Here is a 25990-nt window from a genome sequence, read left to right on the forward strand (position 1 = left end):
AGCCCTGCGTGTCTGAATTGGCGCCGTCGGCTCTCCGTCCCGAGCACCCCGTTCCGCGGTCCTTGTCGGGATTGGTTGCCGAATTTGATCTGGAACTACGTGGAGACATCGACGGTCTCGAAGTCACCGGAGTGAGCCTGAGTTCGCGCACGGTGCAACCAGGCGACCTCTACGTCGGCGTTGCCGGGGCACACCAGCACGGTGCCACCTTCGCCGCGGCGGCCGCTGAAGCCGGGGCTGTGGCTATTTTGACCGACGAGGCCGGAGCGCTGCTCGCCGCGGCCAGCGGCCTGCCGGTTTTGCTGACACCGGATGCCCGCGCCGCGCTCGGCGCCGTCGCCGCCTGGATCTACCGCACCGACGACAATCCCGCGACCCTGTTCGCCGTCACCGGCACCAACGGCAAGACCAGTGTGGTCTACCTGCTGTTCGGCATCCTGAACCAACTCGGCGTCGTCTCCGGACTCACCTCCACCGCCGAACGTCGTATCGGCGACCTCGCCGTCACGAGTTCGCTGACCACGCCCGAAGCCAGCGAACTGCACGCCCTGCTGGCCCGCATGAACGAGGCCGAAGTGCGCGCCGTCGGCATTGAAGTCTCGGCGCAGGCCCTCAGCCGCTACCGGGTCGACGGCCTCGTCTTCGATATCGCCGCATTCACCAACCTCAGCCACGACCACCTCGACGACTACGCCGCGATGGACGACTACTTCCAGGCCAAGCTCGAGCTATTCCAACCCGACCGCTCGCACCGCGGCGTGATCACCGTCGACACCGACTGGGGCCGCCGCGTCGCCGACGAATGCCGCATTCCGGTGACGACCATCACCAACCGGGCCGATGTAGATGCCGACTGGCGCATGACCGTGGTCGGTGAAACCGCGTCCCACACCGACTTCGTACTCGACGGTCCCGACGGTCGCCGCCTGCACACCCGGGTGCCGCTGCTCGGCTGGTACATGGCCGCCAACGCCGCCCTGGCCATCGTCATGCTGGTCGAGAGCGGATTCGACCTCGACGCGATCCAGCACACGCTGAACCGCGACGGCGGCATCGTCGCGTTCATCCCCGGGCGCGCCGAGCGCATCTCCGGCGACCTGGGCCCGCTCGTCTACATCGACTACGGACACAGCCCCGATGCGTTCCTGAACACCCTCGCGGCCCTGCGCAAGTTCACGCCGGGCAAGCTGATCATGCTGTTCGGCGCCGACGGTGACCGCGACACCACGAAACGCGCCGATATGGGCCGAATTGCAGCCCAGGGCAGCGATATCGTGGTCGTGACCGACTTTCACCCGCGATTTGAAGACGCCGCGAGCATCCGCGCCGTACTGCTGAAAGCAGCGCGCGACGCCGTGCCAGACGGCGAGTTCTACGAGGTGGCCAACCCCCGTACGGCATTCCGTACGGCGTTGTCACTCGCACACGAAGGAGACACCATTCTGTACGCCGGCCCAGGCCACGAGGACTACCACGAGGTACAAGGTGTGAAACTGCCGTATTCGGCCAGGGACGACTCCCGCCAGGCGCTCCGCGACGCTGGGTGGCTGTAAATGATCGCCCTCTCCCTGGCCGAGATCAGCCACGCCGTCGACGGTGCGCTGCACCTGACCGGCGCGGCCACCGCCGCTGACCTGATCGACGGATCGGTGCAGACCGACTCCCGCCTGATCGAACCCGGCTCGATCTTCGTCGCCAAGCCCGGCGCCGTCACCGACGGGCACGTGTTCGCGCCCGTCGCCGCCGCGCAGGGCGCCGCGCTGCTCATCGTGGAACGCCTGCTCGACCTGCCGGTCAGCCAGATCGTCGTCGCCGACGTCGTCGCCGCACTCGGTGCCCTCGCCTCCACGGTCGTCGCCCGCGTGCGCGCTGACGGAGCGCTCAAGATCGTGGCGGTCACCGGTTCCAACGGCAAGACCACGACCAAGAACCTGCTCCGCAGCATGCTCGAGCGGGTGGGCCCGACCGTCGCCCCGCGCGGCTCCTTCAACAACCAGGTCGGCGCGCCGATGACCATGCTCGAGGTGACCCCGGGCACGCGTTTCCTGGTGATCGAGATGGGTGCCAGCAGCGAGGGCGCCATCGCGCACCTCGTGCGTCTGGCGCGCCCCGACGTCGGCATCGTGCTCACCATCGGTCTCGCCCACGCCGGCGAGTTCGGCGACCTCGACGCCACCGTGCGCGCCAAATCCGAGATGGTCACCCACCTTCTTCCCACGGATGTCGCGGTGCTGAATGCCGACGATCCGCGCGTCGCGCAGATGCAGGCGATGACCCCGGCCCGTGTCGTTCGCTTCGGCGAATATGGTCAGGTTGATGTGCGGGCGAGCGACCTGCACTCCGGACGGACCGGCACCACCTTCACCCTGCACCTGGCGAGCGGGCAGAGAGCACCGGTCACCTTCCCGGTGCTCGGGGAGCACCACGTGATGAACGCCCTCGCCGCGGCCGCCGCTGCGGAGGTGCTCGGGGTATCACTCGGTGATATCGTCGCCGCTCTCGAGGCAACCACCCGGGCCGAACGCTGGCGCATGGAGGTGCTCGGCGGCAAGGATGACGTCACCGTCATCAACGACGCTTACAACGCGAGCCCCGACTCGATGAGCGCAGCGCTCAAGACGCTCGCCCAGATCGGCACTCCGGGACGGCGCACCATCGCGGTGCTCGGCGAGATGGCCGAACTCGGTGCACTAGCCGGTGAAGAGCACGATCGCATCGGACTGCTCGCCGTGCGCCTGAACATCTCCCAGATAATCGTGGTCGGCCCCGCCGCCCGCCGCATGCACATCAGTACCATCAACGAGGGGTCCTGGGACGGCGAATCGGCGTATGTCGACACGCCCGACGAAGCCTTCGAACTCGTGCGCACCAGCGTGAATCCGGGGGACACCGTGCTCGTGAAGTCATCCAACTCCGCGGGTCTGCGATTCCTCGGCGATCGACTGGGAGACTTGTTCTCGTGAGAGTCCTTCTGCTGTCCGGAGCGTTTTCGCTCGCGTTCACCCTGTTTCTGACCCCGCTGTTCATTCGTTTGTTCAAGAAGTTAGGCTGGGGTCAGTTCATTCGCGACGACGGCCCCAAGAGTCACCACGCCAAACGCGGCACCGCCACCATGGGTGGCATCATCATTATTCTGGGCGTGCTGATCAGCTATTTCACAGCCATGCTGATCGAACAACGACCGTTCACCCCGTCGCCGCTGCTCGTTCTGTTCATGATGGTGGGCCTCGGCCTGGTCGGTTTTCTCGATGACTTTCTGAAGACCCGCAACCAGCGCAGCCTCGGCCTCGGCGGCTGGTCGAAGGTACTCGGGCAGGTCATCGTGGCCGGCGCCTTCGGTGTGCTGTCGCTGCAGTTCGTCGACCGTAACGGCCAGACGCCTGCCTCGACCAGCATCTCGTTCATTCGCGACCTGCCGCTGGACTTCATGAAACTCGGCACCTTCATCGGTATCGCCGTGTTCCTGCTCTGGATCTGCCTGATCGTCGCCGCGACGTCGAACGGGGTCAACGTAGCCGACGGCCTCGACGGCCTCGCCACCGGGGCCTCCATTTTCGCCATCGGTTCCTTCGTCGTGATCGGGTTCTGGCAGTCCAACCAGAGCTGTTTTGGGGGAGCGGATGCCTCTGACCAGTTCAAGTGTTACCTCGGCCCCGACTCCTTCGACCTCGCCATCGTCTCGGCGACCATCGTCGGCGGGCTGATCGGGTTCCTCTGGTGGAACACCTCACCGGCCAAGATCTTCCTCGGCGACACCGGGTCGCTCGCCCTCGGTGGCGCGCTGGCCGCCCTCGCTATTCTCAGCCGCACCGAACTGCTCCTCGTGCTCATCGGCGGCCTCTTCGTGATGGAAGCCGGATCCGTGATCGTGCAGCGTGCGTACTTCAAAATCACCCACGGTAAACGCATCTTTTTGATGAGCCCGATCCATCACCATTTTGAACTCAAGGGCTGGGCCGAAGTCACGGTGGTCGTGCGGTTCTGGATCATCGGCGGCCTGCTCGTCGCCGCCGGCGTCGGGTCGTTCTACCTCGAGTGGCTGTCTCGCTAATGAGCGACGCTGATCGCCTGAACACACTCACCAGCTGGCACGCCGACTGGAAGGGCCTGCGCGTCGCCGTGCTCGGCCTCGGAGTGACCGGTTTCGCCGCCGCCGACACCCTCGCCGAACTCGGCGCCGACGTGCTCGTGCTCGCGTCGCCCGGCCCCGACGAACGATTCGACCTGCTCACGGTGCTCGGCGTGCCGTTCGTGCAGGCTGACCTGCGCGAGGTGCCCGCGGAACTCGCGGCGCAACATCCGCACGTGATCATCGTCTCGCCCGGCTTCCACCCCGACCACCCACTGCTGGTCTGGGCGCACGAGAACGGCGTGCCGGTTTGGGGCGACATCGAACTGGCCTGGCGGCTGCGCGACAAGGTCGGCTCGCCTGCCGAGTGGTTGCTCGTCACCGGCACCAACGGCAAGACCACCACCGTGCAGCTCACCGCCAGCATGCTCGCCGCCCACGGCAGCCGCGTCGCCCCCTGCGGCAATATTGGTGTGCCCGTGCTCGACGCCATCCGCGATCCCGCCGGCTGGGACGTGCTCGTCGTTGAGCTCTCCAGCTACCAGCTGCACCACCTGCCGCTGAGCGGTCCGGGCGCCCTGCGGCCCTGGGCAAGCCTCTGCCTGAACGTTGCCGACGACCACCTGGACTGGCACGGGTCGGCCGAGGCTTATCGAGCTGCCAAGGCCAAGGTCTACTCGAACACGGCTGTCGCCTGCGTCTACAACACAGCGGATGCCGCGACCCTCGCGATGGTGCAGGACGCCGACGTGCAGGACGGCGCCCGGGCCATCGGTATCGGCCTCGGCGTGCCCGGACCGAGCGAATTGGGCATCGTCGACGGCATCGTCTGCGACCGCGCTTTTCTCGAGGACCGGTTCGAACGCGCCCTGGAATTGACCACCGTGCCGCACCTCGTCGCGGCCGGACTCGGTGCGCCGCACGTGATCATGGATGTGCTTGCCGCGAGCGCCCTCGCGCGCTCGTACGGAGCCCTGCCGGCCACCATTCACACGGCGCTGGAAACCTTCCACCTCGACGCCCACCGCATCGAAACGGTCGCCATCGGCGACGGCGTCGAGTGGGTCGACGATTCCAAGGCCACCAACCCGCACGCCGCCGACGCCTCCCTGGCCGCGTACGAGTCGGTGGTCTGGCTGGTCGGCGGGCTGCTCAAGGGCGTGGATATCGACCAGCTCGTGCAGAAGCACGTCGGCCGGTTGCGCGGCGCGATCATCATCGGCGTGGACCGCCTGGCATTACGCCAGGCATTCGCGCGACACGCCCCCGACCTGACCGTGTATGAGATCGACCCGGACGACACTGAACTAGTCATGACGCGGGCTGTGCGGCTGGCCGCCGAACTCGCTCGGGCCGGTGACACGGTGCTGCTGGCACCGGCCGCAGCATCGATGGACCAATTCGAGAGCTATGTCGAACGCGGGCGACTTTTCAATCAGGCAGTACACGACTTTTTGGGTAGGTGACGCGGATGGTACAGGTGCCGCGTAACCCCTCCTCCCGCACCCGGCCGACCACGCAGGCGCAGGCGTCGGCCTCCGGCTCACGACCTGCTGCCGGTTCACGATCCACGCCCGGATCACGGCCGGCCTCCGGTTCCCGTGCCGCTGCGGGGCGCCCGCCCGGGGCACCCGAAAAACCGGCGGCATCGGACGGCCCGGGCGGACCACAGGTGCGGATCAACCTCGGGCGGGTGTTCAAGTCCGAGGGCGGCAACTACTTTCTGCTGCTCGGCACCACCCTGTTCCTGGTGATCTTCGGCCTCGTCATGGTGCTGTCGTCGTCGTCGGTGGACTCGTTTTTGGCCGACATGGGCTTCTTCGGCGGACTGCTGCGTCAGGGCATGTTCGCGCTGATCGGTATTCCGCTCATGCTCGTGGTCAGCCGACTGCCGCTCGCGTTCTGGCGGCGCGTGGCCTGGCCGGCGATGCTCATCACCTGCTTCTTTCAGTTTCTGGTGGTGGCTACCGGGCTCGGCCGCGGTACCGGCGGTAACACCAACTGGCTGAACATCTTCGGCATTCAGTTCCAGCCGTCCGAGGGCATCAAGGTGGCCCTGGTCATCTGGCTCGGTGTGATCCTATCGAAGAAACAGCACCAGCTCGACGACTGGAGGCACGTGTTCATTCCGGTGTTCGGGGTGGGTGGCGGCGCCGCTTTGCTCGTCATGATCGGCGGCGACCTCGGAACCACCATGATCATGGCCGGCATTCTGTTCGGCGCTCTGTTCTTCGCCGGCGTCAAATTGCGCCTGCTCGCCGTGCCCCTGCTGGTGGGAGTGGGTGGCGCTATCGTTCTGGCCATTGCCAGCCCCAACCGTCTGACCCGCATCATGAGCTTTCTCAACGAGGGCTGCACCGAGCTGAGCGGTGAGATCTCCTCGAGCTGCTGGCAACCGCTGCACGGCACCTGGGCGCTGGCCAACGGCGGCGTCTTCGGCGTCGGCCTCGGCAACTCCAAGGCCAAATGGTCCTGGCTGCCAGCCGCCGACAACGACTACATCTTCGCCATCATCGGCGAAGAGCTCGGCCTGATCGGCTGCATAGTCGTGCTCGGCATGTTCATTCTGCTGGCCTTCGCCTTTCTGCGCGTCATGCGCACCGCCACGACCGTGCAGGCCAAGGTCTCCACGGCCGCCGCCATGGTCTGGATCATCGGCCAGGCTTTCGTCAACATCGGCGTGGTGCTCGGAGTGTTCCCCGTGTTGGGCGTACCGCTGCCGCTGATCTCGGCCGGTGGCACCGCTCTGCTCACCACCCTGGTCGCGATCGGCATCGTGCTCTCCTTTGCGCGCGGTGACCGCTCGAGCGAACCCCAGAACGATTTCACCGACTCCATTGAGGCTAACCGGGCATGACCACGTACCTTCTCGCGGGCGGCGGAACCGCCGGCCACGTCAACCCCCTGCTCGCCGTCGCCGACCGCATCCGTTTTCTTGAAGCGGATGCCACGGTGCTGGTTCTTGGAACCGCCGAGGGCCTCGAGGCTCGCCTGGTTCCCGCGCGCGGCTACGAACTCATCGTCGTTCCCCGGGTGCCGTTTCCGCGCCGCCCGAATCGGGCCGCCCTGCGCTTTCTGCCGCGCTTCAGCGCCGCCGTGCGACTGGTGAGAGACGTCATCCGCTCAAGGCACGTCGATGTCGTCGTCGGTTTTGGCGGGTACGTCTCCACACCGGCCTACCTCGCCGCCCGCCGTGCCGGGGTGCCGATCGTCATTCACGAGGCCAACGCCAGGCCCGGGCTGGCCAACAAACTCGGCGCTCGCTTCACCCGGCACGTCGGAGTCGCCTTCAGCGGCACGCCAATTCGGCACGCCCGGTTTGTGGGCATGCCGCTGCGGCCCGAAATCGAAGAACTCGACCGGGTGGAGGCGCGGCCCGCGGCGCTGGCATTTTTTGGCCTCGACCCGGAACGCCCCGTGCTGCTCGTCACCGGCGGGTCGCTCGGTGCTCGCACACTCAACGCCACAATGGTCGCCTCGGCGCGGGAGATCGCGGCCGCCGGCTGGCAGGTGCTGCACATCACGGGGTCGAAAGCCGAGGTCGCCGACCCCGAGCTGCCGGATTACCACCTGCTGGCGTACTGCGACCGCATGGATCTCGCCCTCGCCGCCGCCGATTTCGCCGTGACGCGCGCGGGCGCTGCCACGGTGAGCGAACTGTGTGCGCTCGGTATTCCGGCGGTCTACGTGCCGTATCCGGTCGGCAATGGTGAACAGCGTTTCAACGCCGCGCCCGTGCTGGCAGCGGGAGGGGGCGTGGTGATCGCTGATGCGGACTTCGTGCCGGCCTTCGTTCAGGGTGAGTTGGTGACTTTGTTGGGTGACCGGGCGCGGCTGGGCGTTATGGCGCGGGGGGCGGCATCCGTTGGTGCGCGTGATGGAACGGCCCGCATGCTCGACCTGGTGCAGGGCGCGCTCGCGCCCATCGGGCGTTCGCACGCGTAACGTAGTTCCCGCAGCATCTGTTTTATTTGCCTCTAACTGCTATCGAGAAAGAGCACAACCGTGATCGCACCAGACCTCACTCTGACCATTCCCGACCAGCTCGGACGTGTGCACTTCGTGGGCATCGGGGGATCGGGCATGAGCGGTATTGCTCGTCTGTTTCTGGACCAGGGCTACACCGTCACCGGCTCAGACGCGAAGGACTCGCCCAACGTCACGGCGCTGCGCGATCTCGGTGCGACCGTGTTCATCGGGCACGAAGCGTCCAACGTCGGTGACGCCGACACCCTCGTGGTCACCGGAGCGCTCTGGCAGGACAACCCCGAGTACGTGCTCGCCAATGAACGCGGCCTTCCGGTGCTGCACCGGGCGCAAGCCCTCGCCTGGCTCATTCGAGCGCACCGGCTCGTGGCGGTGGCCGGTGCGCACGGCAAGACCACCTCCACCGGCATGATCGTCACAGGTCTGCTCGGCCTCGGCCAGGACCCCAGCTTCGTCAACGGCGGCGTGATCGAATCGCTCGGAGTCAGTTCCGCCAGCGGCACCGACGACCTGTTCGTGGTCGAAGCCGACGAATCCGACGGCTCCTTTCTGCTGTACCACACGGCCGTTGCCCTGGTCACGAACGTCGATCCAGACCACCTCGACCACTACGGCTCCCTCGAAGCCTTCGAGGCCGCCTTCGTCGAATTCAGCCGCAACGCAACGGAGCTCGTCGTGATCTCCTCCGACGACGTCGGCGCGGTACGGGTCACCGGGGCCATCACCGCGGGCCTGAGCGCAGCGGATGCCGCCGCCCGCGTCATGACGTTCGGCGAGCACCCGGATTCCACCGTGCGCGTGCACTCCATCACCACGACGGGTCCGGTCAGCTTCAGCGTCTCCTGGCGTGGTCAGGATTACAACGCGACCCTGCGAATCCCCGGCAAGCACAACGCCATCAACGCGGCCGGCGCCTTCGCCGTGCTGGTCGGCCTCGGCTTCGACCCGGCGGCCAGCCTCGATGCCATCGCCGGGTTCGGCGGCACCCAGCGCCGGTTCGAGCTGCACGGAACGGTCGGCGGTGTCAGCGTCTACGACGACTACGCCCACCACCCGACCGAGGTGGCCGCAGCCCTCGCCGCCGCCCGCACCGTGGTCGGTGAGGGGCGCATCATCGCGGTCCACCAACCGCACCTGTACAGCCGCACCCGTCTGTTCGCGCGGGAATTCGCCGAGACCCTCGAAAGTTTCGCCGACCAGACCATCGTGCTCGGCATCTACGGCGCCCGCGAAGACCCGGAGCCCGGGGTCACCGGTGCGCTCGTCTCCGAACGATTCCGCGACCCGTCCCACGTCGCCTACGTGCCCGATTGGCAGGATGCCGCCGATTACCTTGCCAGCATCGCCCGCGACGGAGACTTTGTCGTGACCCTCGGCTGCGGCGATGTGAACCGCATCGTGCCCCAGCTGCTCGCCTCGCTCGAAAAAGTACGCGGATGAGGCGGCGGTGAGGCGGCCGGCCGGCTTCGACCGACCGAACGAGCCGCAGCCAGCGCGCCCGACCCCGACCGCGGCCCCGGCCGCGAAATTGCCGCGCGCCAAGCCGGCAGTGCAGCCACTCGCAGAATCTGACGACGCTCCGGCGTCAGCCCGACCGCCAAGGAAACGGGCTCTAGCGCCGACGAAACGGGCTCCAGCGCCGGCGAAACCGAAGAAAGCGCGCGGCGGCGTCGCAGCGCTCAAATCTACGCCGAAACCCTTTGATCCCTCCGACACGACGACGGAACCGATCGTGCTGGCCGGGGGAGGCGCATCCGCTTCGCCGGTCACGGTCAAACCGGTGCCGTCTGACTCGGCCCCGTCATCGGCACGGGCGGGCAGAAAGGCAGAATCGCTTGGAGAGGCCTCCGGCGGCACGCCCGGCGCCCGCGCGGCCCGGTCGGTGCTGCGGGCGGCCCAGCGCGCCCGCAAACGCTTCGAACGCGCCGAGGTGCGACGGTTCACCGGACGCACCCGGCGCCGGCGCACCGCGTGGATTCTCGGAGTCGGCTCGATCGTGCTTGCCTTCGGGCTCATCATCGGGGCGGCCTACTCACCGTTGATGGCCCTGCGCACGATCGAGGTCGTCGGCACCAGCCGGATTCCGGCGGCGGATGTGTCAGCGGCCCTCGCCGATCAGCTCGGCACCCCGCTGCCGCTCATCGACAGCGGCGTGGTCAAGGGCGAACTGTCGAAGTTCACGCTCATCCAGAGCTACGTCACGGAGAGTCGCCCGCCCGGCACACTCGTGGTGCGTATTGTCGAGCGGGTGCCGGTTGGCGTGCTGACCGGACCGACCGGATTCGACCTGGTCGATGCCGCCGGTGTCGTCATCGAGACGACGCCGGAACGCGCGGCCGGCTACCCGCTGATCGACGCGCCGGACGGCATCTCCAGCGCCGGGTTCAAGGCCGCTGCCGCGGTCCTCGCCGTGCTGCCGGAGAGCATTCGCACCCAGCTGGACTCGGTGACCGCGGTCACTACCGACGACGTCACCCTGAGCCTGCTCGGTGGCGAACGCGTGGTCTGGGGCAGCCCGGAAAAATCCGAGTACAAGGCCGTCGTGCTGGCCGCCCTGCTCGTGGGCCACCCAGCCGGCACCGTGAACGAATACGACGTCTCCTCGCCCGACAGCGCCGTGCTGCGCTGATTTTCGGCGTTCCGCCTCGCGACCGTGCCCGAAACGGATGCGCGCTACGGTAACCGCCGTAACGGCCACCTGTTTCGGGCGCGGTCGCGGTGAAGGGCGGCAACCGCTCGGCAAGATTCGGCGCGCCGCGATGCTGCACGAGCGGCTGAAAGCTGCTTGCGTGGCTGGCGCAGCTGGCGTGCCGCGCGCGCGAGCAGCATATGGGCGCGTGAAACCCAAAATGGGCGTGAAGGGGTTCGCGCGGAGCCCCGCAACGGGTCGCGGCAACGGATTCTTGGAGTTCTTCGCGACACGCGGGCGCGCCTCCCCAGCGACGCGCCGCGCCCGCATACTTTCGTAATCAGGAATTGCATACTCAGCATAACTTTAAACTTCGACTAGAGGTTTAGGGTTCCACCCGGAGGCCGGACGTGTCAAACAATCAAAATTATTTAGCCGTCATCAAGGTTGTCGGCATCGGCGGTGGCGGCGTCAACGCCGTCAACCGCATGATCGAACTGGGCCTCCGCGGTGTCGAGTTCATCGCCATCAATACGGATGCCCAGGCCCTGCTCATGAGCGACGCCGACGTCAAGCTCGACGTCGGTCGTGACCTCACCCGCGGCCTCGGTGCCGGTGCTGACCCTGAGGTGGGTCGCCGCGCCGCCGAGGACCACGCCGAGGAGATCGAGGAAGCCCTCGCCGGGGCCGATATGGTCTTCGTCACCGCCGGCGAGGGTGGTGGCACCGGAACCGGTGGCGCCCCCGTCGTCGCCCGCATCGCCAAGTCGATCGGCGCCCTCACGATCGGTGTCGTCACCAAGCCGTTCGGCTTCGAGGGCAAGCGTCGCCAGGCGCAGGCCGAGACCGGTGTCGCCTCGCTCAAGAACGAGGTCGACACGCTCATCGTCGTACCCAACGATCGCCTGCTCGAGATCAGCGACCGCGGCATCAGCATGCTCGAAGCTTTCGCGACCGCCGACCAGGTGCTCCTCGCCGGTGTGCAGGGCATCACCGACCTGATCACCACCCCCGGCCTGATCAACCTCGACTTCGCCGACGTCAAGTCGGTCATGCAGGGTGCTGGCTCGGCCCTCATGGGCATCGGCTCAGCTCGCGGCGCCGACCGTGCCATCAAGGCGGCCGAACTGGCCGTCGCCTCGCCCCTGCTCGAAGCTTCGATCGACGGCGCGCACGGCGTGCTCCTGTCGATCCAGGGTGGATCCAACCTTGGTATTTTCGAGATCAACGACGCGGCCCGCCTCGTGCAGGAGGCCGTGCACCCCGAAGCCAACATCATCTTCGGTGCCGTCATCGACGACACTTTGGGTGACGAGGTACGGGTCACCGTCATCGCCGCCGGCTTCGACGGCGGCGAGCCCGGCGCCAAGGCGGTCGAGGTTCGCCGTGCCGACCTCGTCGCGGCTGGCATCGCGGCCGGCGCCGGAACGGCTGCCGCCGGAGCTGCGGCATCCGCTGGCAGCGCCACGGGAACCCCAGCGACCGACTCGGGCAGCTACAGCGACGGCGAGCTCGCGGCCTCCGTCTGGGGCGGCTCCGACGCCGGCAACGGCGTGACCGTGGCCGACCCGGCCTTTGAAGAAGAGGCCGACGACCTGGACATCCCCGACTTCCTCAAATAAGGCGCGTTTACAGTAGTCCCGGGGACGATGTGTCAGAATGTCGACCCCGGGCGCACTGCCTTAATCGCACGTGACGAACAGAGCAGCATGAGCATGGCACTTCCTGACGCGGCGGCCGAACCGGCACCGGGCACAACGGCACCGAGCGATCTGGCCACCCGTCTGCAGACCGTGCGTGCTGGCGTCGCCGATGCCGCGGGTGAGGCTGGCCGTGACCCGGCCGACATCACCACGATCGTTGTCACCAAGTTTCACCCGATTTCATTGATCGAAGAGCTCTACGCCCTGGGTGTTCGCAACCTGGGGGAGAACCGGCACCAGGAGGCGCAGGGCAAGGCAGCGTCGCTCGCTGATCTCGACCTCGTCTGGCACTTCGTCGGTCAGATTCAGGGCAAAAAGGCGCGCCAGGTGCGGGCCTACGCCAACGTCATCCACTCGATTGATCGAGAGTCACTGGTGACCGCTCTCGGCTCGGAGGAAGCGAGCGTTGAGTGCTTCATTCAGGTGAATTTAACGGATGACGCGGCTCGCGGCGGTGTGGATCCCGCGAACCTGCCGGCCCTCGTCGACAGCGTTCAGGCCACACCGGGCCTCGTCCTGCTCGGCCTCATGGCCGTGGCGCCGCTCGGCGCTGAACCGCGACGGGCCTTTGCCCAGGTACGCGAGTTCAGCGAACAGATCCGCGGCCAGGCCCCGGACGCCACCGCACTGTCCATGGGCATGAGCCAGGACTACGCGGCGGCCGTGCTCGAAGGGGCGACACACCTAAGAATTGGCACTGCAATCACCGGCAATCGCCCGGTGCTCTAATAATCTCGAAGTAGCAAACCAACACGGAGGTCGACATGTCCAACCCGCTCAAGAAAACCATGGTCTACCTGGGTCTGGCAGACGAAGAGCTGGAGTACCAGGCACCCGCCGGTACCGGCAATTCCAACAGCGGCTCCAGTAACCATGCCGCTGCCAATCACGTGAGCGCCGTTCCCGCACGCGGGCACGACAGCAATGCCCCTCATGCCAACGCGGCCCACCATGATGCCGGTCGTGCACCGGTGACCCCCCTGCGTAAGACTTCGACCCCCCAGAATGTGGCTGCGTCTGAAATGAATGAGATTCTCACGGTTCACCCTCGCGCCTACAAGGACGCCCAGGTCATCGCCGAGTCCTTCCGCGAAGGGATCCCGGTCATCATCAACCTGTCGCAGATGAGCGACGGCGATGCTCGCCGCCTCATCGACTTCGCGAGCGGCCTGTCGCAGGGCCTGTACGGCAAGATTGAGCGCGTCACCGCCAAAGTCTTCCTGCTCTCGCCGTCCCACGTCGTCGTCTCCGGCGACAGCACCACCGAAGAGGGCGCTGAAGACAGCTCCTTCTTCGCGCAAGGCTAGACTTAAGCGTGACTGGTCTATCAATTCTGGGGAATCTTCTCTATTTCGTATTCTTCATGTACTTCCTCGTGCTCTGGGGTCGATTCATTATCGATCTCGTGCGCGGTGTCAACCGGGCCTGGCGCCCGTTGGGTTTCCTGCTGGTGCTCGTCGAACTCGTCTACACGCTGACCGATCCGCCGGTACGTTTCTTCCGTCGTCTGGTTCCGCCGCTTCGCATCGGGCCCATCGCTTTGGATTTCGGCTTCACACTGACGATGCTTTGCTGCATCGTCGGCATGACCGTGGCAGGAATAATACAACGCGCCTAGCGGGGCATGTATCCTTGTCGGATGACTGGTTCGCCGTGAGCCCGTACTCGCTCGTCGGCAGCCCGTAGTTAATAAAATACTTGAGCCACTCATGGGCTTGAGTCAGTCAAATGTTCACAATAAATACAAGTTTTGAGGGTGGAAAGCCATGGCGCTAACTCCGGAAGATGTAGTCAACAAAAGGTTCCAGTCGACCAAGTTCCGTGAGGGATACGATCAGGACGAGGTCGATGACTTTCTCGACGAGGTCGTCGTCGAACTGCGTCGCCTGACCAAGGAGAACGAGGAACTGCGGGGCCAAGTCGGCTCTGACGCTGCCCCGGCAGCTGAGGCTGCTCCGGTCGCTGCCGTGGTCGCTGAGCCCGTCGTGGTCGAACCCGTCGCCGCTCCTGTCGCCGCCGCACCAATCGACGAGACGGCCGGCACGACCAACCTGCTGCAGCTGGCTCGCCGCCTGCACGAAGAGCACGTCAAGGAAGGCGCCGAGAAGCGCGACGCCTTGATCGCTGAAGGCCACGCCACAGCAGCACGCGTCATTGCCGAAGCCGAGACCCAGCAGCGCGTGCAACTGCAGAAGCTCGACCAGGAGCGTTCAACGCTCGAGGGCAAGATCGACGAGCTGCGTACGTTCGAGCGCGAGTACCGCCTGAAGCTCAAGAGCTACATCGAGGGCCAGCTCCACGACCTCGATGCGACCTCGGTCGACGCCGGCAACGCGCCGAAGCCCAGCTTCCAGGGCTTTGGAGCCTAGGGCCCGAACGAAGAAGCGTTCGCGAGCGCTTATCGTTCTAGCCCTCGTCGCGCTGGGCGTTTACGCGCTCGATCAAGTCAGCAAGTACCTCGTCGTCGCTTCGATGACCGAGGGGTCCATGATTCGGGTTCTGAACGACGTGCTGCAACTGCACTTTGTTCGGAACCCGGGCGCGGCGTTCTCCCTGGCCAGCGGCTCCACTTGGATCTTCTCGATCATCGCCGCGGCCGTCGTCATCTTCATCGTCTGGTTCGCCCGGCGCATCCGCTCGTTCGCCTGGGGACTGGTCTTCGGGCTCCTACTCGGCGGAGTGCTCGGCAACCTGACCGACCGGCTGCTGCGCGAACCCGGCTTCGGCGTCGGGCACGTCGTCGACTTCATCTCCACACCGTGGCTGCTGCCGGCGATCTATAACGTCGCCGACATGGCCATCGTGAGCAGCATGGTCATCTTCATGATCTTGACCATTCGCGGCATCGGCCTCGACGGCAACAAGGTCGTGGCCGAAAGCAAGACCGCCACGCCAACACTGAAACAAACGGATGCTGTGACCCCCGATACCACCACCAGCGACACCGTTGCCCCCACCCGTGAACGGCCAGCCCCGGGCGCCGAGGCCCTGCCATGACCGGCTCCCCGGGCCTGTCCAGCCCCCCGGAGCGGCGATCACTGCCGCTCCCCGACGGTCTCGAAGGAGTGCGCGTCGACGCCGGCCTGGCCAAGCTGTTCGGTTTTTCCCGCAGCTTCGCTGCCGAGGTGTCCGAGGCCGGCGGAGTCGTGCTCGACGGCACCGTGGTGGGCAAGTCCGAACGTTTGCGGGCCGGCAGTTGGATCGAAGTGACCTGGCAGCCCAAACAGCCACTCCGCATCATCCCCATCGCCGTTCCCGACCTCACCGTTGTGCACGACGATGAGAGCATCATCGTGATCAACAAGCCGGCCGGTGTCGCCGCGCACGCGAGCGTCGGCTGGACCGGGCCGACCGTACCCGGGGCCCTCGCCGCTGCGGGTTTTCGCATCGCCACCTCCGGTGCCGCCGAGCGCGCGGGCATCGTGCACCGCCTCGACGTCGGCACGAGCGGTCTCATGGTCGTCGCCAAGTCGGAGACGGCCTATGTTGCACTCAAGAAGGCGTTCCACGACCGCGAGGTCGAGAAGATCTACCACACGGTCGTGCAAGGCCACCCCGACCCACTTGCCGGCACCATCGACGCCCCGATCGGCCGCCACCCGCGGTCGGACTGGAAGTTCGCGGTCATGGCCGACGGCAAGCCCTCGATCACCCACTACGAGACCCTCGAAGCCTTCCCCTACGGTTCCCTTCTCGAGGTGCACCTGGAGACGGGGCGCACCCACCAGATTCGGGTGCACATGACGGCCCAACGGCATCCGTGCGTCGGTGACGCCATGTACGGAGCCGATCCGTCGATCACCGCCCGGCTTGGTCTCAAACGCCAGTGGCTGCACGCTAAACAGTTGGCGTTCACTCACCCGGACAGTCACGAGTGGGTCACCTACAACGCCGACTACCCGGCCGACCTCTCGCACGCCCTCGCGGTGCTGCGCGGAGACTGACCGAGGCCGACTCGTCCCTAATCGTTTCACCAACTCGTCGGAGTCCCTGTGAGTAACCCGGTCAGTGCCACTGACAATTTCGTCCACCTGCACGTGCACAGCGAATATTCCATGCTCGACGGCGCCGCCCGGGTGAAACCCCTGATCAAAGCTGCGGTGGAGCAGGGGATGCCGGCGGTCGCGATCACCGACCACGGCAACGTGTTCGGCGCCTTCGACTTTTGGAAGAGCGCGACCGACGCCGGCATCAAGCCGATCATCGGCACCGAGGCGTACATCACGCCCGGCACCGATCGTCGCGACAAGACCCGGGTGCGCTGGGGCACGAGCGGGCAGAACCGTGACGACGTGGGTGGCGCCGGCTCGTACACCCACATGACGTTGCTCTCCGAGAACACGGCGGGCATGCACAACCTGTTCCGGCTCTCGTCGAAGGCGAGCCTCGAGGGCTACTACTTCAAACCGCGCATGGACCGCGAGCTGCTCAGCCAGTTCTCCAAAGGCTTGATCGGCACGACCGGATGCGTCGGTGGCGAAGTGCAGACCCGCCTGCGCCTCGGTCAGTACGAGGAAGCCAAGAAAGCCGCCGGCGATTTTCAGGACATCTTCGGCAAGGAGAATTTCTTCTGCGAGATCATGGACCACGGCATCGACATCGAACGCCGCACCATGACCGACCTGCTCAAGCTGGCCAAGGAGCTCGACTTGCCGCTGCTGGCCAGCAACGACCTGCACTACACCCACGCGCACGACGCCACCGCGCACGCCGCTCTGCTCTGCGTGCAGTCGGCATCGACCCTCGACGACCCGAACCGGTTCAAGTTCGACTCCAACGAGTTCTACCTGAAGACGGCCGCTCAGATGAGGCACCTGTTTCGGGACCACCCCGAGTCCTGCGACAACACGCTGCTCATCGCCGAGCGCTGCGAGGTGGAATTCAACACCCAAGCCAACTACATGCCCCGTTTTCCCTGCCCGGAGGGTGAGAACGAGGAAAGCTGGTTCATCAAGGAGAACGAGATCGGGCTGGCCAAGCGCTACCCGAAGGGCATCCCCGCAGATGTGCGAAAGCGTGCCGACTACGAAATCGGCATCATCGTGCAGATGGGATTCCCCGGCTACTTTCTGGTCGTCGCCGACTTCATCATGTGGTCCAAGCAGCAGGGAATCCGTGTCGGCCCCGGCCGTGGTTCGGGTGCCGGCTCGATGGTCGCCTACGCGATGGGCATCACCGACCTCGACCCGCTCGTGCACGGCCTCATCTTCGAACGGTTCTTGAACCCCGACCGCGTCTCCATGCCCGACTTCGACGTCGACTTCGACGAGCGTCGCCGCGGTGAGGTCATCAAATACGTCACCGAGAAGTACGGCGAGGAACGCGTCGCCCAGATCGTCACCTACGGCACGATCAAGGCCAAGCAGGCCCTGAAAGACGCCTCCCGCGTGCTCGGCTTTCCGTTCGGCATGGGCGACAAGCTCACCAAGGCCATGCCGCCGGCGATCATGGGCAAGGACGTGCCACTGACCGGTATGTTCGACAAAGACCACCCGCGCTACCGCGAAGCAGCCGACTTTCGGGCCGTGATCGAAAGCGACCCCGAGGCCCGCACCGTCTTCGACACCGCCCTCGGCCTGGAGAATCTCAAGCGCCAGTGGGGCGTGCACGCCGCCGGCGTGATCATGTCGAGCGACCCTTTGATCGACATCATCCCGATCATGAAACGTGAAGCGGATGGCCAGGTGGTAACGCAATTCGACTACCCCGCCTCCGAAGCGCTCGGACTGATCAAGATGGACTTCCTCGGGCTGCGCAACCTCACCATCATCGACGACACCCTCGACAACATCGCCGTGAACCGCGGCCACCGACCCGTACTCGAAGACCTAGGCCTGGAAGACCCCGCCGCGTACGAACTGCTCGCCCGCGGCGACACCCTCGGCGTGTTCCAGCTTGACGGCGGGCCGATGCGCGCCCTGCTGCGGCTGATGAAACCCGACAACTTCGAAGACATCTCGGCCGTCATCGCGCTGTACCGCCCGGGGCCCATGGGCGCCAACTCGCACACCAACTACGCGCTGCGGAAGACCGGCGTGCAGGAGATCATCCCGATCCATGCAGAGCTTGAGGAAGCCCTGAAAGATGTCATCGGCAACACCTACGGCCTGATCGTCTACCAGGAGCAGGTCATGTCGATCGCGCAGGTGCTCGCCGGCTTCACGCTCGGTGAAGCCGACCTGCTGCGCCGCGCCATGGGTAAGAAGAAGAAGTCCGAGCTGGACAAGCAGTTCGAGGGCTTCTCCAAGGGCATGCAGGACCGCGGCTATTCAATGGACGCCGTCACCACGGTCTGGAATATCCTGCTGCCATTCTCCGACTACGCCTTCAACAAGGCACACTCCGCCGCCTACGGCGTGCTCTCCTACTGGACCGCGTACCTCAAGGCCGTCTACCCGGCCGAATACATGGCCGCCCTGCTCACGAGCGTCGGTGACTCCCGCGACAAGCTCGCGCTCTACCTCAACGAGTGCCGCCGCATGGGCATCCAGGTGCTGGCGCCCGACGTGAACGAGTCGATCGGGTTCTTCGCGGCCGTTGGCACGGACATCCGTTTTGGTTTGGGTGCCGTGCGCAACGTGGGCTTCAACGTGGTCGAGGCCATTCGCGGTGCCCGCGAGGAGAAGGGGCGCTTCGAGTCGTTCCACGACTTTCTGCGCAAGGTGCCGCTTCCGGTCGCCAACAAGCGCACGATCGAATCTCTGGTCAAGGCCGGGGCGTTCGATTCGCTCGGCGCGACCCGGCGCGGCATGGTTGAGATTCACGAATCCGCCGTCGAATCGGCCGTCAAGATCAAGCGCGAAGAGAGCAACGGCAACATCGGGTTCGACTTCGACAGCCTGTTCGACGAACCGCAGGACACTGAGCAGGTGCCGGACCGGCCGGAATGGAGCAAGAAGGAGAAGCTCGCCTACGAACGCGACATGCTCGGGCTCTACGTGTCCGACCATCCGCTCGCCGGGTTGGAGATCCCGCTCGCCAAGCATGCCAGCACCACGATCGCCGACCTGATCGCCTCAGAGTCGACCGAGGACGGCGACACGGTGACCGTGGCCGGCCTGATCACGAGCGTGCAGCATCGCATCGCGAAGAAGTCGGGCAACCAGTACGGCATGATCCAGGTCGAGGACTTCGGCGGTGAGATCACCGCGATGTTCATGGGCAAGGCCTACCTCGAGTTCGCGCCGGAACTGATCAGCGACTCGGTCGTCGTGGTGCGCGGGCGGGTGAGCCTGCGCGACGACGGCATGAACCTGCACGCGTTCAGCGTGTTCCAGCCGGAGCTCGGGCAGGGTTCAGACCAGAGCATGGTCTCGATCACCGTGGGGGAGGCCCGTGCGACGACCGACACGGTAAGTGCGCTCGGTGAGATTCTCAAGCGCCACGCCGGCGACGCCGAGGTACGGCTCAAACTGGTCAAGGGGGATGTGGCCCGGGTGTTCGAGCTGCCGCACCGGGTGAAAGTGAGCGCCGACCTGTTCGGCGAACTCAAGAGCATTCTCGGCCCGAACTGCCTGACCTGATCCTCGGACCGGATTTCGTCACCGCAGACCGCAGATGACTGACAGGATGCGAGCCTAGGCTGGCAGCATGCACAAGCGAGAGCCGATCTACCAGGCCGCCATCGGAGCCGGGCGAGCCCTGTTCGGCCTGCTTCGGGTGCGCCGCACTGTCACCGGGCTCGAGCAGCTGCCGGCGAGTGGCGGCGCCGTGCTGGCGATCACCCACTTCGGGTACCTGGACTTCGCCTTGGTCGAGTGGGTGACTTGGCTGCACAACCGCCGCCATATCCGGTTCATGGCCAAGAAGGGCGCCTTCGACCAGAAGCTGGTCGGGCCCCTGCTGCGCGGCATGAAGCACATCTCGGTCGACATGGAGAGCGGCGGCGCGGCCTACGCGCAGGCCGTCGAGGCCCTGCGCGCCGGCGAACTGCTGGGAGTCTTTCCCGAGGGAGGTGTCAACGCCTCGTTCACCGTGAGGGAGCTCAAGACCGGTGCCGTGCGCATGGCACTGGCCGCGAACGTGCCGATCATTCCGGTGGCGGTGTGGGGCGGGCATCGGCTCATGACCAAGAACCATCGTTCGACGCTGAGAGAGCGGATCGGCGTGCCGGTCAGCATCCGTTTTGGGGAACCTTTTTCAGCGGATGCCGCTGGCCGCGTTGACGACGACGTCGCGGATACCACGCTACGGCTCCACGACACCCTGCAGGCCCTGGTTGATGCCGTGCAGGCGGAGTATTCGGTGCCGGGTACCGGCCAGTGGTGGCAGCCGGCGCACCTTGGCGGAACGGCGCCGACTCCGGCGGAGGCGGCGGTGGCCGAGGTTGAACGCCGTCGTCGCAAGGCTGCCGAGAAGCTGGCCGGCAAGAAGTAACGGCCGCGCTCCTCGAGCATGCAGTGGCTCTTGTCTAAAGTATGTCCAGGCTCAGGGGAGTCCCGCCCCGCCGCGAGACGACAGCTTCGGCCCCTTGGGAGCTCGTCGAGGGGCCGATGGTGTCGTCTCGCGCGGACGATAGGGCCGAAAGTGGCATCTCGCGCCAGAGTTGCCCCTGCGGTCCGCGCGGTGGCCGGGCTGGTCTAGACAGCGGCGCCCGGAACCCGGTAGGTGCGCTCGTGGTAGAGCAGGGCCTCGTCGTCGGTGCCCATGCCGCCGCCCTCGATCTGCACGACCACGACGGCGTTGTTGTGCACCGAAACCCGTTCGACAACGCGGCCGAGCATCCAGCTGGTCACCCCGGTCAACACGGGCAGCCCGTACGGGCCAGGCTGCCAGTGATCGCCGACGAAACGTTCTGCGTGCGGGCCGGCGAGCTTCTCGGCGATGGCCCGGTTGTGGGCACCCAACATGTGGATGGCCACGCGGTCGGCTGCGGCGATCGCAGCCCACGAGCTGGCCGACCTGGCCATGTTGAACGTTGCGAGTGGCGGAACCGCCGACAGCGAGGCCAGGGAGGTGGCCGTGAACCCGACGGGGCTGCCGTCGGGCGCGAGTGTCGTGATCGCTGCGACGCCGGCAGCGTGGCGGCGGAACGCGTGTTTGAACGCGGCAAGGTCGTCGGGCGCATTGGGGTCGGCGGCCAGCGGTGGGGCTGCCGGGAGAGTAGTCAGTGGGGGTTCAACGTTGCTTTGCATACTCAACCAACAATCTGTTTCAACCTCAGCCTATTCCCGCGCGCTGAGTGTTACGCCTCATGGACGGATAGGCTGGATCACGATGATCCAGACTATTGACCTTCGCGGAAGCGAGCCCACACCGGCCGCGCTCCTGGCCTCCGTTCCCCGCGCCCTGACCAGCGTGGCCGTCGCCGCCGATATCGCGGCCGAGCTGATCGCCGATGTGCGAGCGCGGGGCGGAGCCGCCCTGCTCGACCAGGCCGAACGCCTCGACCGGGTGCGCCCGGGCCAGGTGCGCGTTCCAGCCAGCCACATTGCCGACGCGGTCGCCGGGCTCGACCCGGACGTGCGCACCGCCATCACCGAGACCATACGCAGGGTGCGTCTGGCCAGTGCTGCGCAGGTGCCGCCGCACGTGACGACCACGATCGAGGCCGGAGCCACCGTCACCCAGCGCTGGCAGCCGGTGAACCGGGTCGGACTCTACGTTCCCGGCGGCAAGGCCGTCTACCCGTCGAGCGTGGTGATGAACGTCGTGCCCGCTCAGGTCTCCGGGGTGCGTTCGATCGCGCTCGCCTCACCGCCGCAGAGTCACTTCGACGGCCGTGTGCACCCCACCATCCTCGCCGTCGCCGGCCTGCTCGGCGTCGACGAGATCTACGCGATGGGCGGCGCCGGTGCCATCGGCGCCCTCGCCTACGGCGTCCCCGACATCGGCCTCGAACCCGTGCAGATCGTCACCGGCCCCGGCAACGTGTACGTGGCCGCCGCGAAGCGGCTCATCCGTGGGCAGGCCGGCATCGACTCCGAGGCCGGACCCACCGATATCCTCGTGATAGCGGATGCCGCGGCCGACCCGCTGCTCGTCGCCGCCGACCTGGTGAGCCAGGCCGAGCACGACGAGCTCGCCGCCACCGTGCTGGTGACCGATTCGATCGAACTCGCCGATGCCGTGGCGGCGCGCCTGGCCGTGCTGGCGGCATCCACTACCCACAGTGAGCGAGTGACGGCGGCGCTCGGCGGCCGCCAGTCGGCCATCGTGCTCGTCGATAACCTGCACGTCGCGGCCGGTTTCAGCAACGCCTTCGCACCGGAACACCTCGAGATCCAGACGAGTGATCCCGACGCCGTGCTGGCCGAAATCGAGAACGCCGGAGCTATTTTTCTCGGCCCGTATTCGCCGGTGAGCCTCGGCGACTATGTTGCCGGTTCCAACCACGTGCTGCCGACCGCGGGAGCGGCCCGGTTCTCCTCCGGCCTCGGCGCCTATACGTTTTTGCGGCCGCAGCAGGTCGTGCGCTACGACCGTGCGGCGCTCGAAGCCGTCGCCGGTCACATCCGTGCGCTCTCCGACGCCGAAGCGCTGCCCGCGCACGGAGACGCGGTCACCGCTCGCTTCGAGTGAGCCCCATTCCGCGAGAGCGGGAATTTCGTAACTTCAGCCCAACCGAAGCAACATAATTCCCGCTCTCGCGAACCTCAGGGGCGCAGTCCGCTAGGCTGGAGGCACAATGTTCTGCCCGTTCTGTCGCCACCCCGATTCCCGAGTCGTCGACTCACGCACGAGCGACGACGGGCTCTCGATTCGCCGTCGGCGGCAGTGCCCGGAGTGCGGCCGTCGCTTCAGCACCACCGAGACCGCGAGCCTGAACATCATCAAGCGCAGCGGCGTGGTCGAGCCGTTCAGCCGCGAGAAGATCGTCTCCGGCGTGCGTAAGGCGTGCCAGGGCCGACCGGTCACCGACTCCGACCTCGCCATGCTCGCCCAGAAGGTCGAAGAAACCATTCGCCAGACCGGCGCCTCCCAGGTCGACGCCAACGACATCGGCCTCGCAATCCTGCCGCCCCTGCGTGACCTCGACGAGGTCGCCTACCTGCGATTCGCGAGCGTCTACCAGGGCTTCGACTCCCTCGACGACTTCGAAGCGGCCATCACCCAGCTGCGCACCGAGCATACGGCCCGCTCGAACAGCCTCAAGACAGCGGATGCCGTGGACGCGTCCGCCGCCACCAGTTCCTCGAAAGCGTAAGGCCCAGGGCTCGATGTATCCGCTGTTCTTCAAGTATGTGCTCACCCGACTGGATCCCGAGCGTGCCCACCACCTCGCCTTCACCGTCATCCGGCTGCTGCCGACGCTCGGCATCGGTCGCTTGGTGCACCGTTTCACCCGCCCGCGCACCGACCTCGGGGTCGACACCCTCGGCCTGCACTTCACTTCTCCTTTCGGCGTCGCGGCCGGTTTCGACAAGGACGGCGAGGCCGTGCTCGGCCTCGGCCAGCTCGGCTTCGGCCACGTCGAGGTCGGTACGCTCACCGCCGTCGCCCAGCCGGGCAACCCCACACCGCGCCTGTTTCGGCTCGTGGCCGATCGTGCCGTCATCAACCGCATGGGCTTCAACAACCACGGCGCCGCTGCGGCCGTCGCCCGGCTGAGGCGAATTCGCGCTGCGCCGCATCGCCCGGTGCTCGGCATCAACATCGGCAAGAGCCGCGTCACGGCCGTCGAGAGCGCCACGGCCGACTACCTGCAGAGCGCCCGGACCCTCGCCGCCCTCGCCGACTATCTCGTGGTCAACGTGAGCTCACCCAACACCCCGGGCCTGCGCGGACTGCAGGAGCTCGACCAGCTCGCGCCGCTGCTCACCGCGGTCAAGGGTGCCGCCGGTGCCACGCCGCTGCTCGTGAAGATCGCGCCCGACCTGAGTGATGAGGAGGTCGCCCGCATCGCGACCCTCGCCGTCGACCTCGGCCTCGACGGCATCATCGCCACAAATACCACGATCTCCCGCACCGGACTGAAAACGGATGCCGCCACCGTCATCGCCGCCGGAGACGGCGGACTGTCCGGCGCCCCGCTGCACGCGAGGTCACTGGCCATTCTCCTGCAGATCCGCGCCGTCGTCCCGGCCGATTTCTGCGTCATCTCGGTCGGCGGAGTGGACACAGCGGCCCAGGTCGCCGAGCGCCTCGCGGCCGGAGCAACCCTCGTGCAGGGCTACACGGCGTTCCTCTACCGCGGTCCGCTCTGGGCGCGCCAGATCAACCGCGGACTCGACCGCATCCTGGCCGGAACCGGCCGCTAGCAGAGCCCGCAGAATTGGTCTAGTGGAGGCTATCCTCCTTTTTCCGACATCCGTTCGAAACAAAGTTGAACTCGAACTGATATATGACACGCCTAGACTGCCATTTCCGGGCGTTCTCCACTCGCAACAATTCCCGTCAGCCCGCGTTTCAGTACCACAGCTGCTGTAATCCCACAGAGCCCTTGCACCCTCGAGAGGAACCCCGCAATGACCCCATCCAGAGGCTCTTTCTATCGTCGAACGGCAACCCGGGTCGTGCGCGGTGTCGCGGTCGCGGCCGTGCTGGCCCTCTCGCTTGCTGCCTGTGCGGGCAGTGACGACGCGAAAGTGGGAGCCGATGGTGCCGCGGCATCGTTCGGTGACGCGAGCATTCAGTTCAGCTGGATCAAGAACGCCGAATTCATGGGCGAGTACCTCGCCGACAAGAACGGCTACTTCACCGAGGCCGGACTCGACAATGTCGACATGATCGAGGGCCCCGCCTCGATCGAAGCCGCCGTCATCTCGGGCAATGCCGACATGGGCATCGGCAATGCGATCTCCACCGGCACCATCATCGCCAACGAGGGCGCGCCGCTGAAGATCATCGGCGCCACCTACCAGAAGAACCCCTTCACCATCCTGTCGCTCGCCGACAAGGGCAACATTGCCACCCTTGACGACCTTAAGGGCAAGACGATCGGCGTGCAGGCGAGCAACCTGAGCCTGTGGGAAGCCTTCCTCAAGGTCAACGATATCGATGAGAAGTCCCTGACCACCCTCCCGGTGCAGTACGACCCGACCCCGCTGTTCAACGGCGAGGTCGATGGCTGGTTCTCCTACCTCACCAACGAATCCATCGACGCCGAGCTCAAGGGCCTGGGCCCGGTCAACCTGCCGCTGGCCGACTTCGGCCTGCCGTTCGTCGCCGAGACCCTCACGGTCACCGACGATGCCATCACGAACGACCGCGAGAAGCTCAAGGCCCTGCTCGTCGCCGAGATTCGCGGCTGGACCGACGCCATCAACGACCCGGATGCCGCCGCGAAGCTCACCGTCGACACCTACGGCCCGACCTTCGAGCTGACCATCGAGAAGGAGACCCGTCAGGCCGAGATCCAATCCGCCGACCTCGTCGTGAGCGCGGACACCGTGGCCAACGGCCTGTTCTCGATCAGTAAGGAACTGCAGCAGCAGAGCATCGATACCCTCGCCGCGACGGGCCTCACCATCACCGCGAGCCAGCTGTTTGACATGACCCTGCTCGACGAGGTCTACGCCGAGAACCCGGACCTGCTGGCCTACAGCAAGTAGCAGTGGCGCCCGGCCGGCCGGGCATCCGCCAGAACGCATCGAGCGTTTCAGCGGATGCCCGGGTGGAACCTAAAATAGGCACCTGCCCGAAATACCACGCAGACCCGCC

At 66.2% G+C, this 25990-nt stretch carries 22 protein-coding genes; 21 read left to right on the top strand and 1 reads right to left on the bottom strand.

The window, feature by feature from the left end:
* Window positions 1-8 precede the first annotated feature (8 nt).
* The 17 genes from CXY77_RS18190 (at window position 9) to CXY77_RS18270 (ending at window position 20764) form a co-directional block, all read left to right on the top strand.
* Entirely contained in the window at window positions 9-1553 is a 1545-nt protein-coding gene (locus CXY77_RS18190) for a Mur ligase family protein (RefSeq protein ID WP_104090724.1), read from the top strand.
* On the top strand, window positions 1554-2963 hold the full coding sequence (murF, locus tag CXY77_RS18195; protein WP_104130665.1) for a UDP-N-acetylmuramoyl-tripeptide--D-alanyl-D-alanine ligase: 1410 nt from the start codon (window positions 1554-1556) through the stop codon (window positions 2961-2963).
* Window positions 2960-4051, top strand: a complete 1092-nt coding sequence (gene mraY, locus CXY77_RS18200; RefSeq protein ID WP_092339762.1) for a phospho-N-acetylmuramoyl-pentapeptide-transferase — start codon at window positions 2960-2962, stop codon at window positions 4049-4051. Before murF ends, mraY begins: the two co-directional genes overlap by 4 nt.
* Window positions 4051-5535 carry a UDP-N-acetylmuramoyl-L-alanine--D-glutamate ligase gene (gene murD, locus CXY77_RS18205; protein ID WP_092339763.1) on the top strand — a complete coding sequence of 495 codons (1485 nt, stop codon included), beginning with the start codon at window positions 4051-4053 and terminating at the stop codon, window positions 5533-5535. Before mraY ends, murD begins: the two co-directional genes overlap by 1 nt.
* A 5-nt stretch (window positions 5536-5540) precedes the next feature.
* Complete coding sequence (gene ftsW / locus CXY77_RS18210) at window positions 5541-6926, top strand: putative lipid II flippase FtsW (protein WP_104130666.1); 1386 nt, start codon at window positions 5541-5543, stop codon at window positions 6924-6926.
* Window positions 6923-8014, top strand: coding sequence for a glycosyltransferase (locus tag CXY77_RS18215; protein WP_104090727.1), 1092 nt, complete (start codon window positions 6923-6925; stop codon window positions 8012-8014). Before ftsW ends, CXY77_RS18215 begins: the two co-directional genes overlap by 4 nt.
* Window positions 8015-8074: 60 nt before the next feature.
* On the top strand, window positions 8075-9496 hold the full coding sequence (murC, locus tag CXY77_RS18220) for a UDP-N-acetylmuramate--L-alanine ligase (RefSeq protein ID WP_104130667.1): 1422 nt from the start codon (window positions 8075-8077) through the stop codon (window positions 9494-9496).
* 292 nt (window positions 9497-9788) lie between these two features.
* Window positions 9789-10685, top strand: a complete 897-nt coding sequence (locus CXY77_RS18225; RefSeq protein ID WP_233197509.1) for an FtsQ-type POTRA domain-containing protein — start codon at window positions 9789-9791, stop codon at window positions 10683-10685.
* A 410-nt stretch (window positions 10686-11095) separates the two neighbouring features.
* Entirely contained in the window at window positions 11096-12307 is a 1212-nt protein-coding gene (gene ftsZ / locus CXY77_RS18230; protein ID WP_092339767.1) for a cell division protein FtsZ, read from the top strand.
* Window positions 12308-12400: 93 nt separating this feature from the next.
* Entirely contained in the window at window positions 12401-13117 is a 717-nt protein-coding gene (locus CXY77_RS18235) for a YggS family pyridoxal phosphate-dependent enzyme (RefSeq protein ID WP_199181948.1), read from the top strand.
* A gap of 35 nt (window positions 13118-13152) precedes the next feature.
* Window positions 13153-13695 (top strand): cell division protein SepF, encoded by a 543-nt coding sequence (locus CXY77_RS18240; protein WP_092339768.1) that lies wholly within the window; start codon window positions 13153-13155, stop codon window positions 13693-13695.
* 8 nt (window positions 13696-13703) lie between these two features.
* Entirely contained in the window at window positions 13704-14006 is a 303-nt protein-coding gene (locus tag CXY77_RS18245) for a YggT family protein (protein WP_174775003.1), read from the top strand.
* A 148-nt stretch (window positions 14007-14154) separates the two neighbouring features.
* Window positions 14155-14757 (top strand): DivIVA domain-containing protein, encoded by a 603-nt coding sequence (locus tag CXY77_RS18250; RefSeq protein WP_092339770.1) that lies wholly within the window; start codon window positions 14155-14157, stop codon window positions 14755-14757.
* The gene (lspA, locus tag CXY77_RS18255; protein WP_233197510.1) at window positions 14747-15385 is read left to right on the top strand and encodes a signal peptidase II; all 639 of its coding nucleotides are present in this window, start codon (window positions 14747-14749) and stop codon (window positions 15383-15385) included. Before CXY77_RS18250 ends, lspA begins: the two co-directional genes overlap by 11 nt.
* A complete protein-coding gene (locus tag CXY77_RS18260; RefSeq protein ID WP_092339772.1) occupies window positions 15382-16332 on the top strand; it encodes an RluA family pseudouridine synthase in 951 nt (316 codons plus the stop codon). Before lspA ends, CXY77_RS18260 begins: the two co-directional genes overlap by 4 nt.
* Window positions 16333-16443: 111 nt before the next feature.
* Complete coding sequence (dnaE, locus tag CXY77_RS18265) at window positions 16444-19911, top strand: DNA polymerase III subunit alpha (RefSeq protein ID WP_092339876.1); 3468 nt, start codon at window positions 16444-16446, stop codon at window positions 19909-19911.
* Between the two features lie 67 nt (window positions 19912-19978).
* Window positions 19979-20764 carry a 1-acyl-sn-glycerol-3-phosphate acyltransferase gene (locus CXY77_RS18270; RefSeq protein ID WP_104130669.1) on the top strand — a complete coding sequence of 262 codons (786 nt, stop codon included), beginning with the start codon at window positions 19979-19981 and terminating at the stop codon, window positions 20762-20764.
* Between the two features lie 203 nt (window positions 20765-20967).
* On the opposite strand, the gene CXY77_RS18275 is transcribed toward CXY77_RS18270, so the two are convergent.
* Window positions 20968-21522: a flavin reductase family protein gene (locus CXY77_RS18275; RefSeq protein WP_092339774.1), complete on the bottom strand. Its 555-nt coding sequence runs from the start codon at window positions 21520-21522 to the stop codon at window positions 20968-20970.
* Between the two features lie 82 nt (window positions 21523-21604).
* Here CXY77_RS18275 and hisD point away from each other — a divergent pair, with 82 nt between their 5' ends.
* The 4 genes from hisD to CXY77_RS18295 all read left to right on the top strand — a co-directional run bounded on the left by hisD (window position 21605) and on the right by CXY77_RS18295 (window position 25881).
* Window positions 21605-22909 (top strand): histidinol dehydrogenase, encoded by a 1305-nt coding sequence (hisD, locus tag CXY77_RS18280; RefSeq protein WP_104130670.1) that lies wholly within the window; start codon window positions 21605-21607, stop codon window positions 22907-22909.
* Between the two features lie 106 nt (window positions 22910-23015).
* On the top strand, window positions 23016-23534 hold the full coding sequence (nrdR, locus tag CXY77_RS18285) for a transcriptional regulator NrdR (RefSeq protein ID WP_092339776.1): 519 nt from the start codon (window positions 23016-23018) through the stop codon (window positions 23532-23534).
* Window positions 23535-23547: 13 nt separating this feature from the next.
* Complete coding sequence (locus CXY77_RS18290; protein ID WP_092339777.1) at window positions 23548-24588, top strand: quinone-dependent dihydroorotate dehydrogenase; 1041 nt, start codon at window positions 23548-23550, stop codon at window positions 24586-24588.
* A 207-nt stretch (window positions 24589-24795) separates the two neighbouring features.
* Complete coding sequence (locus CXY77_RS18295; protein ID WP_092339778.1) at window positions 24796-25881, top strand: ABC transporter substrate-binding protein; 1086 nt, start codon at window positions 24796-24798, stop codon at window positions 25879-25881.
* Window positions 25882-25990: the final 109 nt, after the last annotated feature.

The organism is Cryobacterium sp. N21 (genome assembly GCF_002929575.1).
Classification (GTDB): Bacteria; Actinomycetota; Actinomycetes; order Actinomycetales; family Microbacteriaceae; genus Cryobacterium; species Cryobacterium flavum.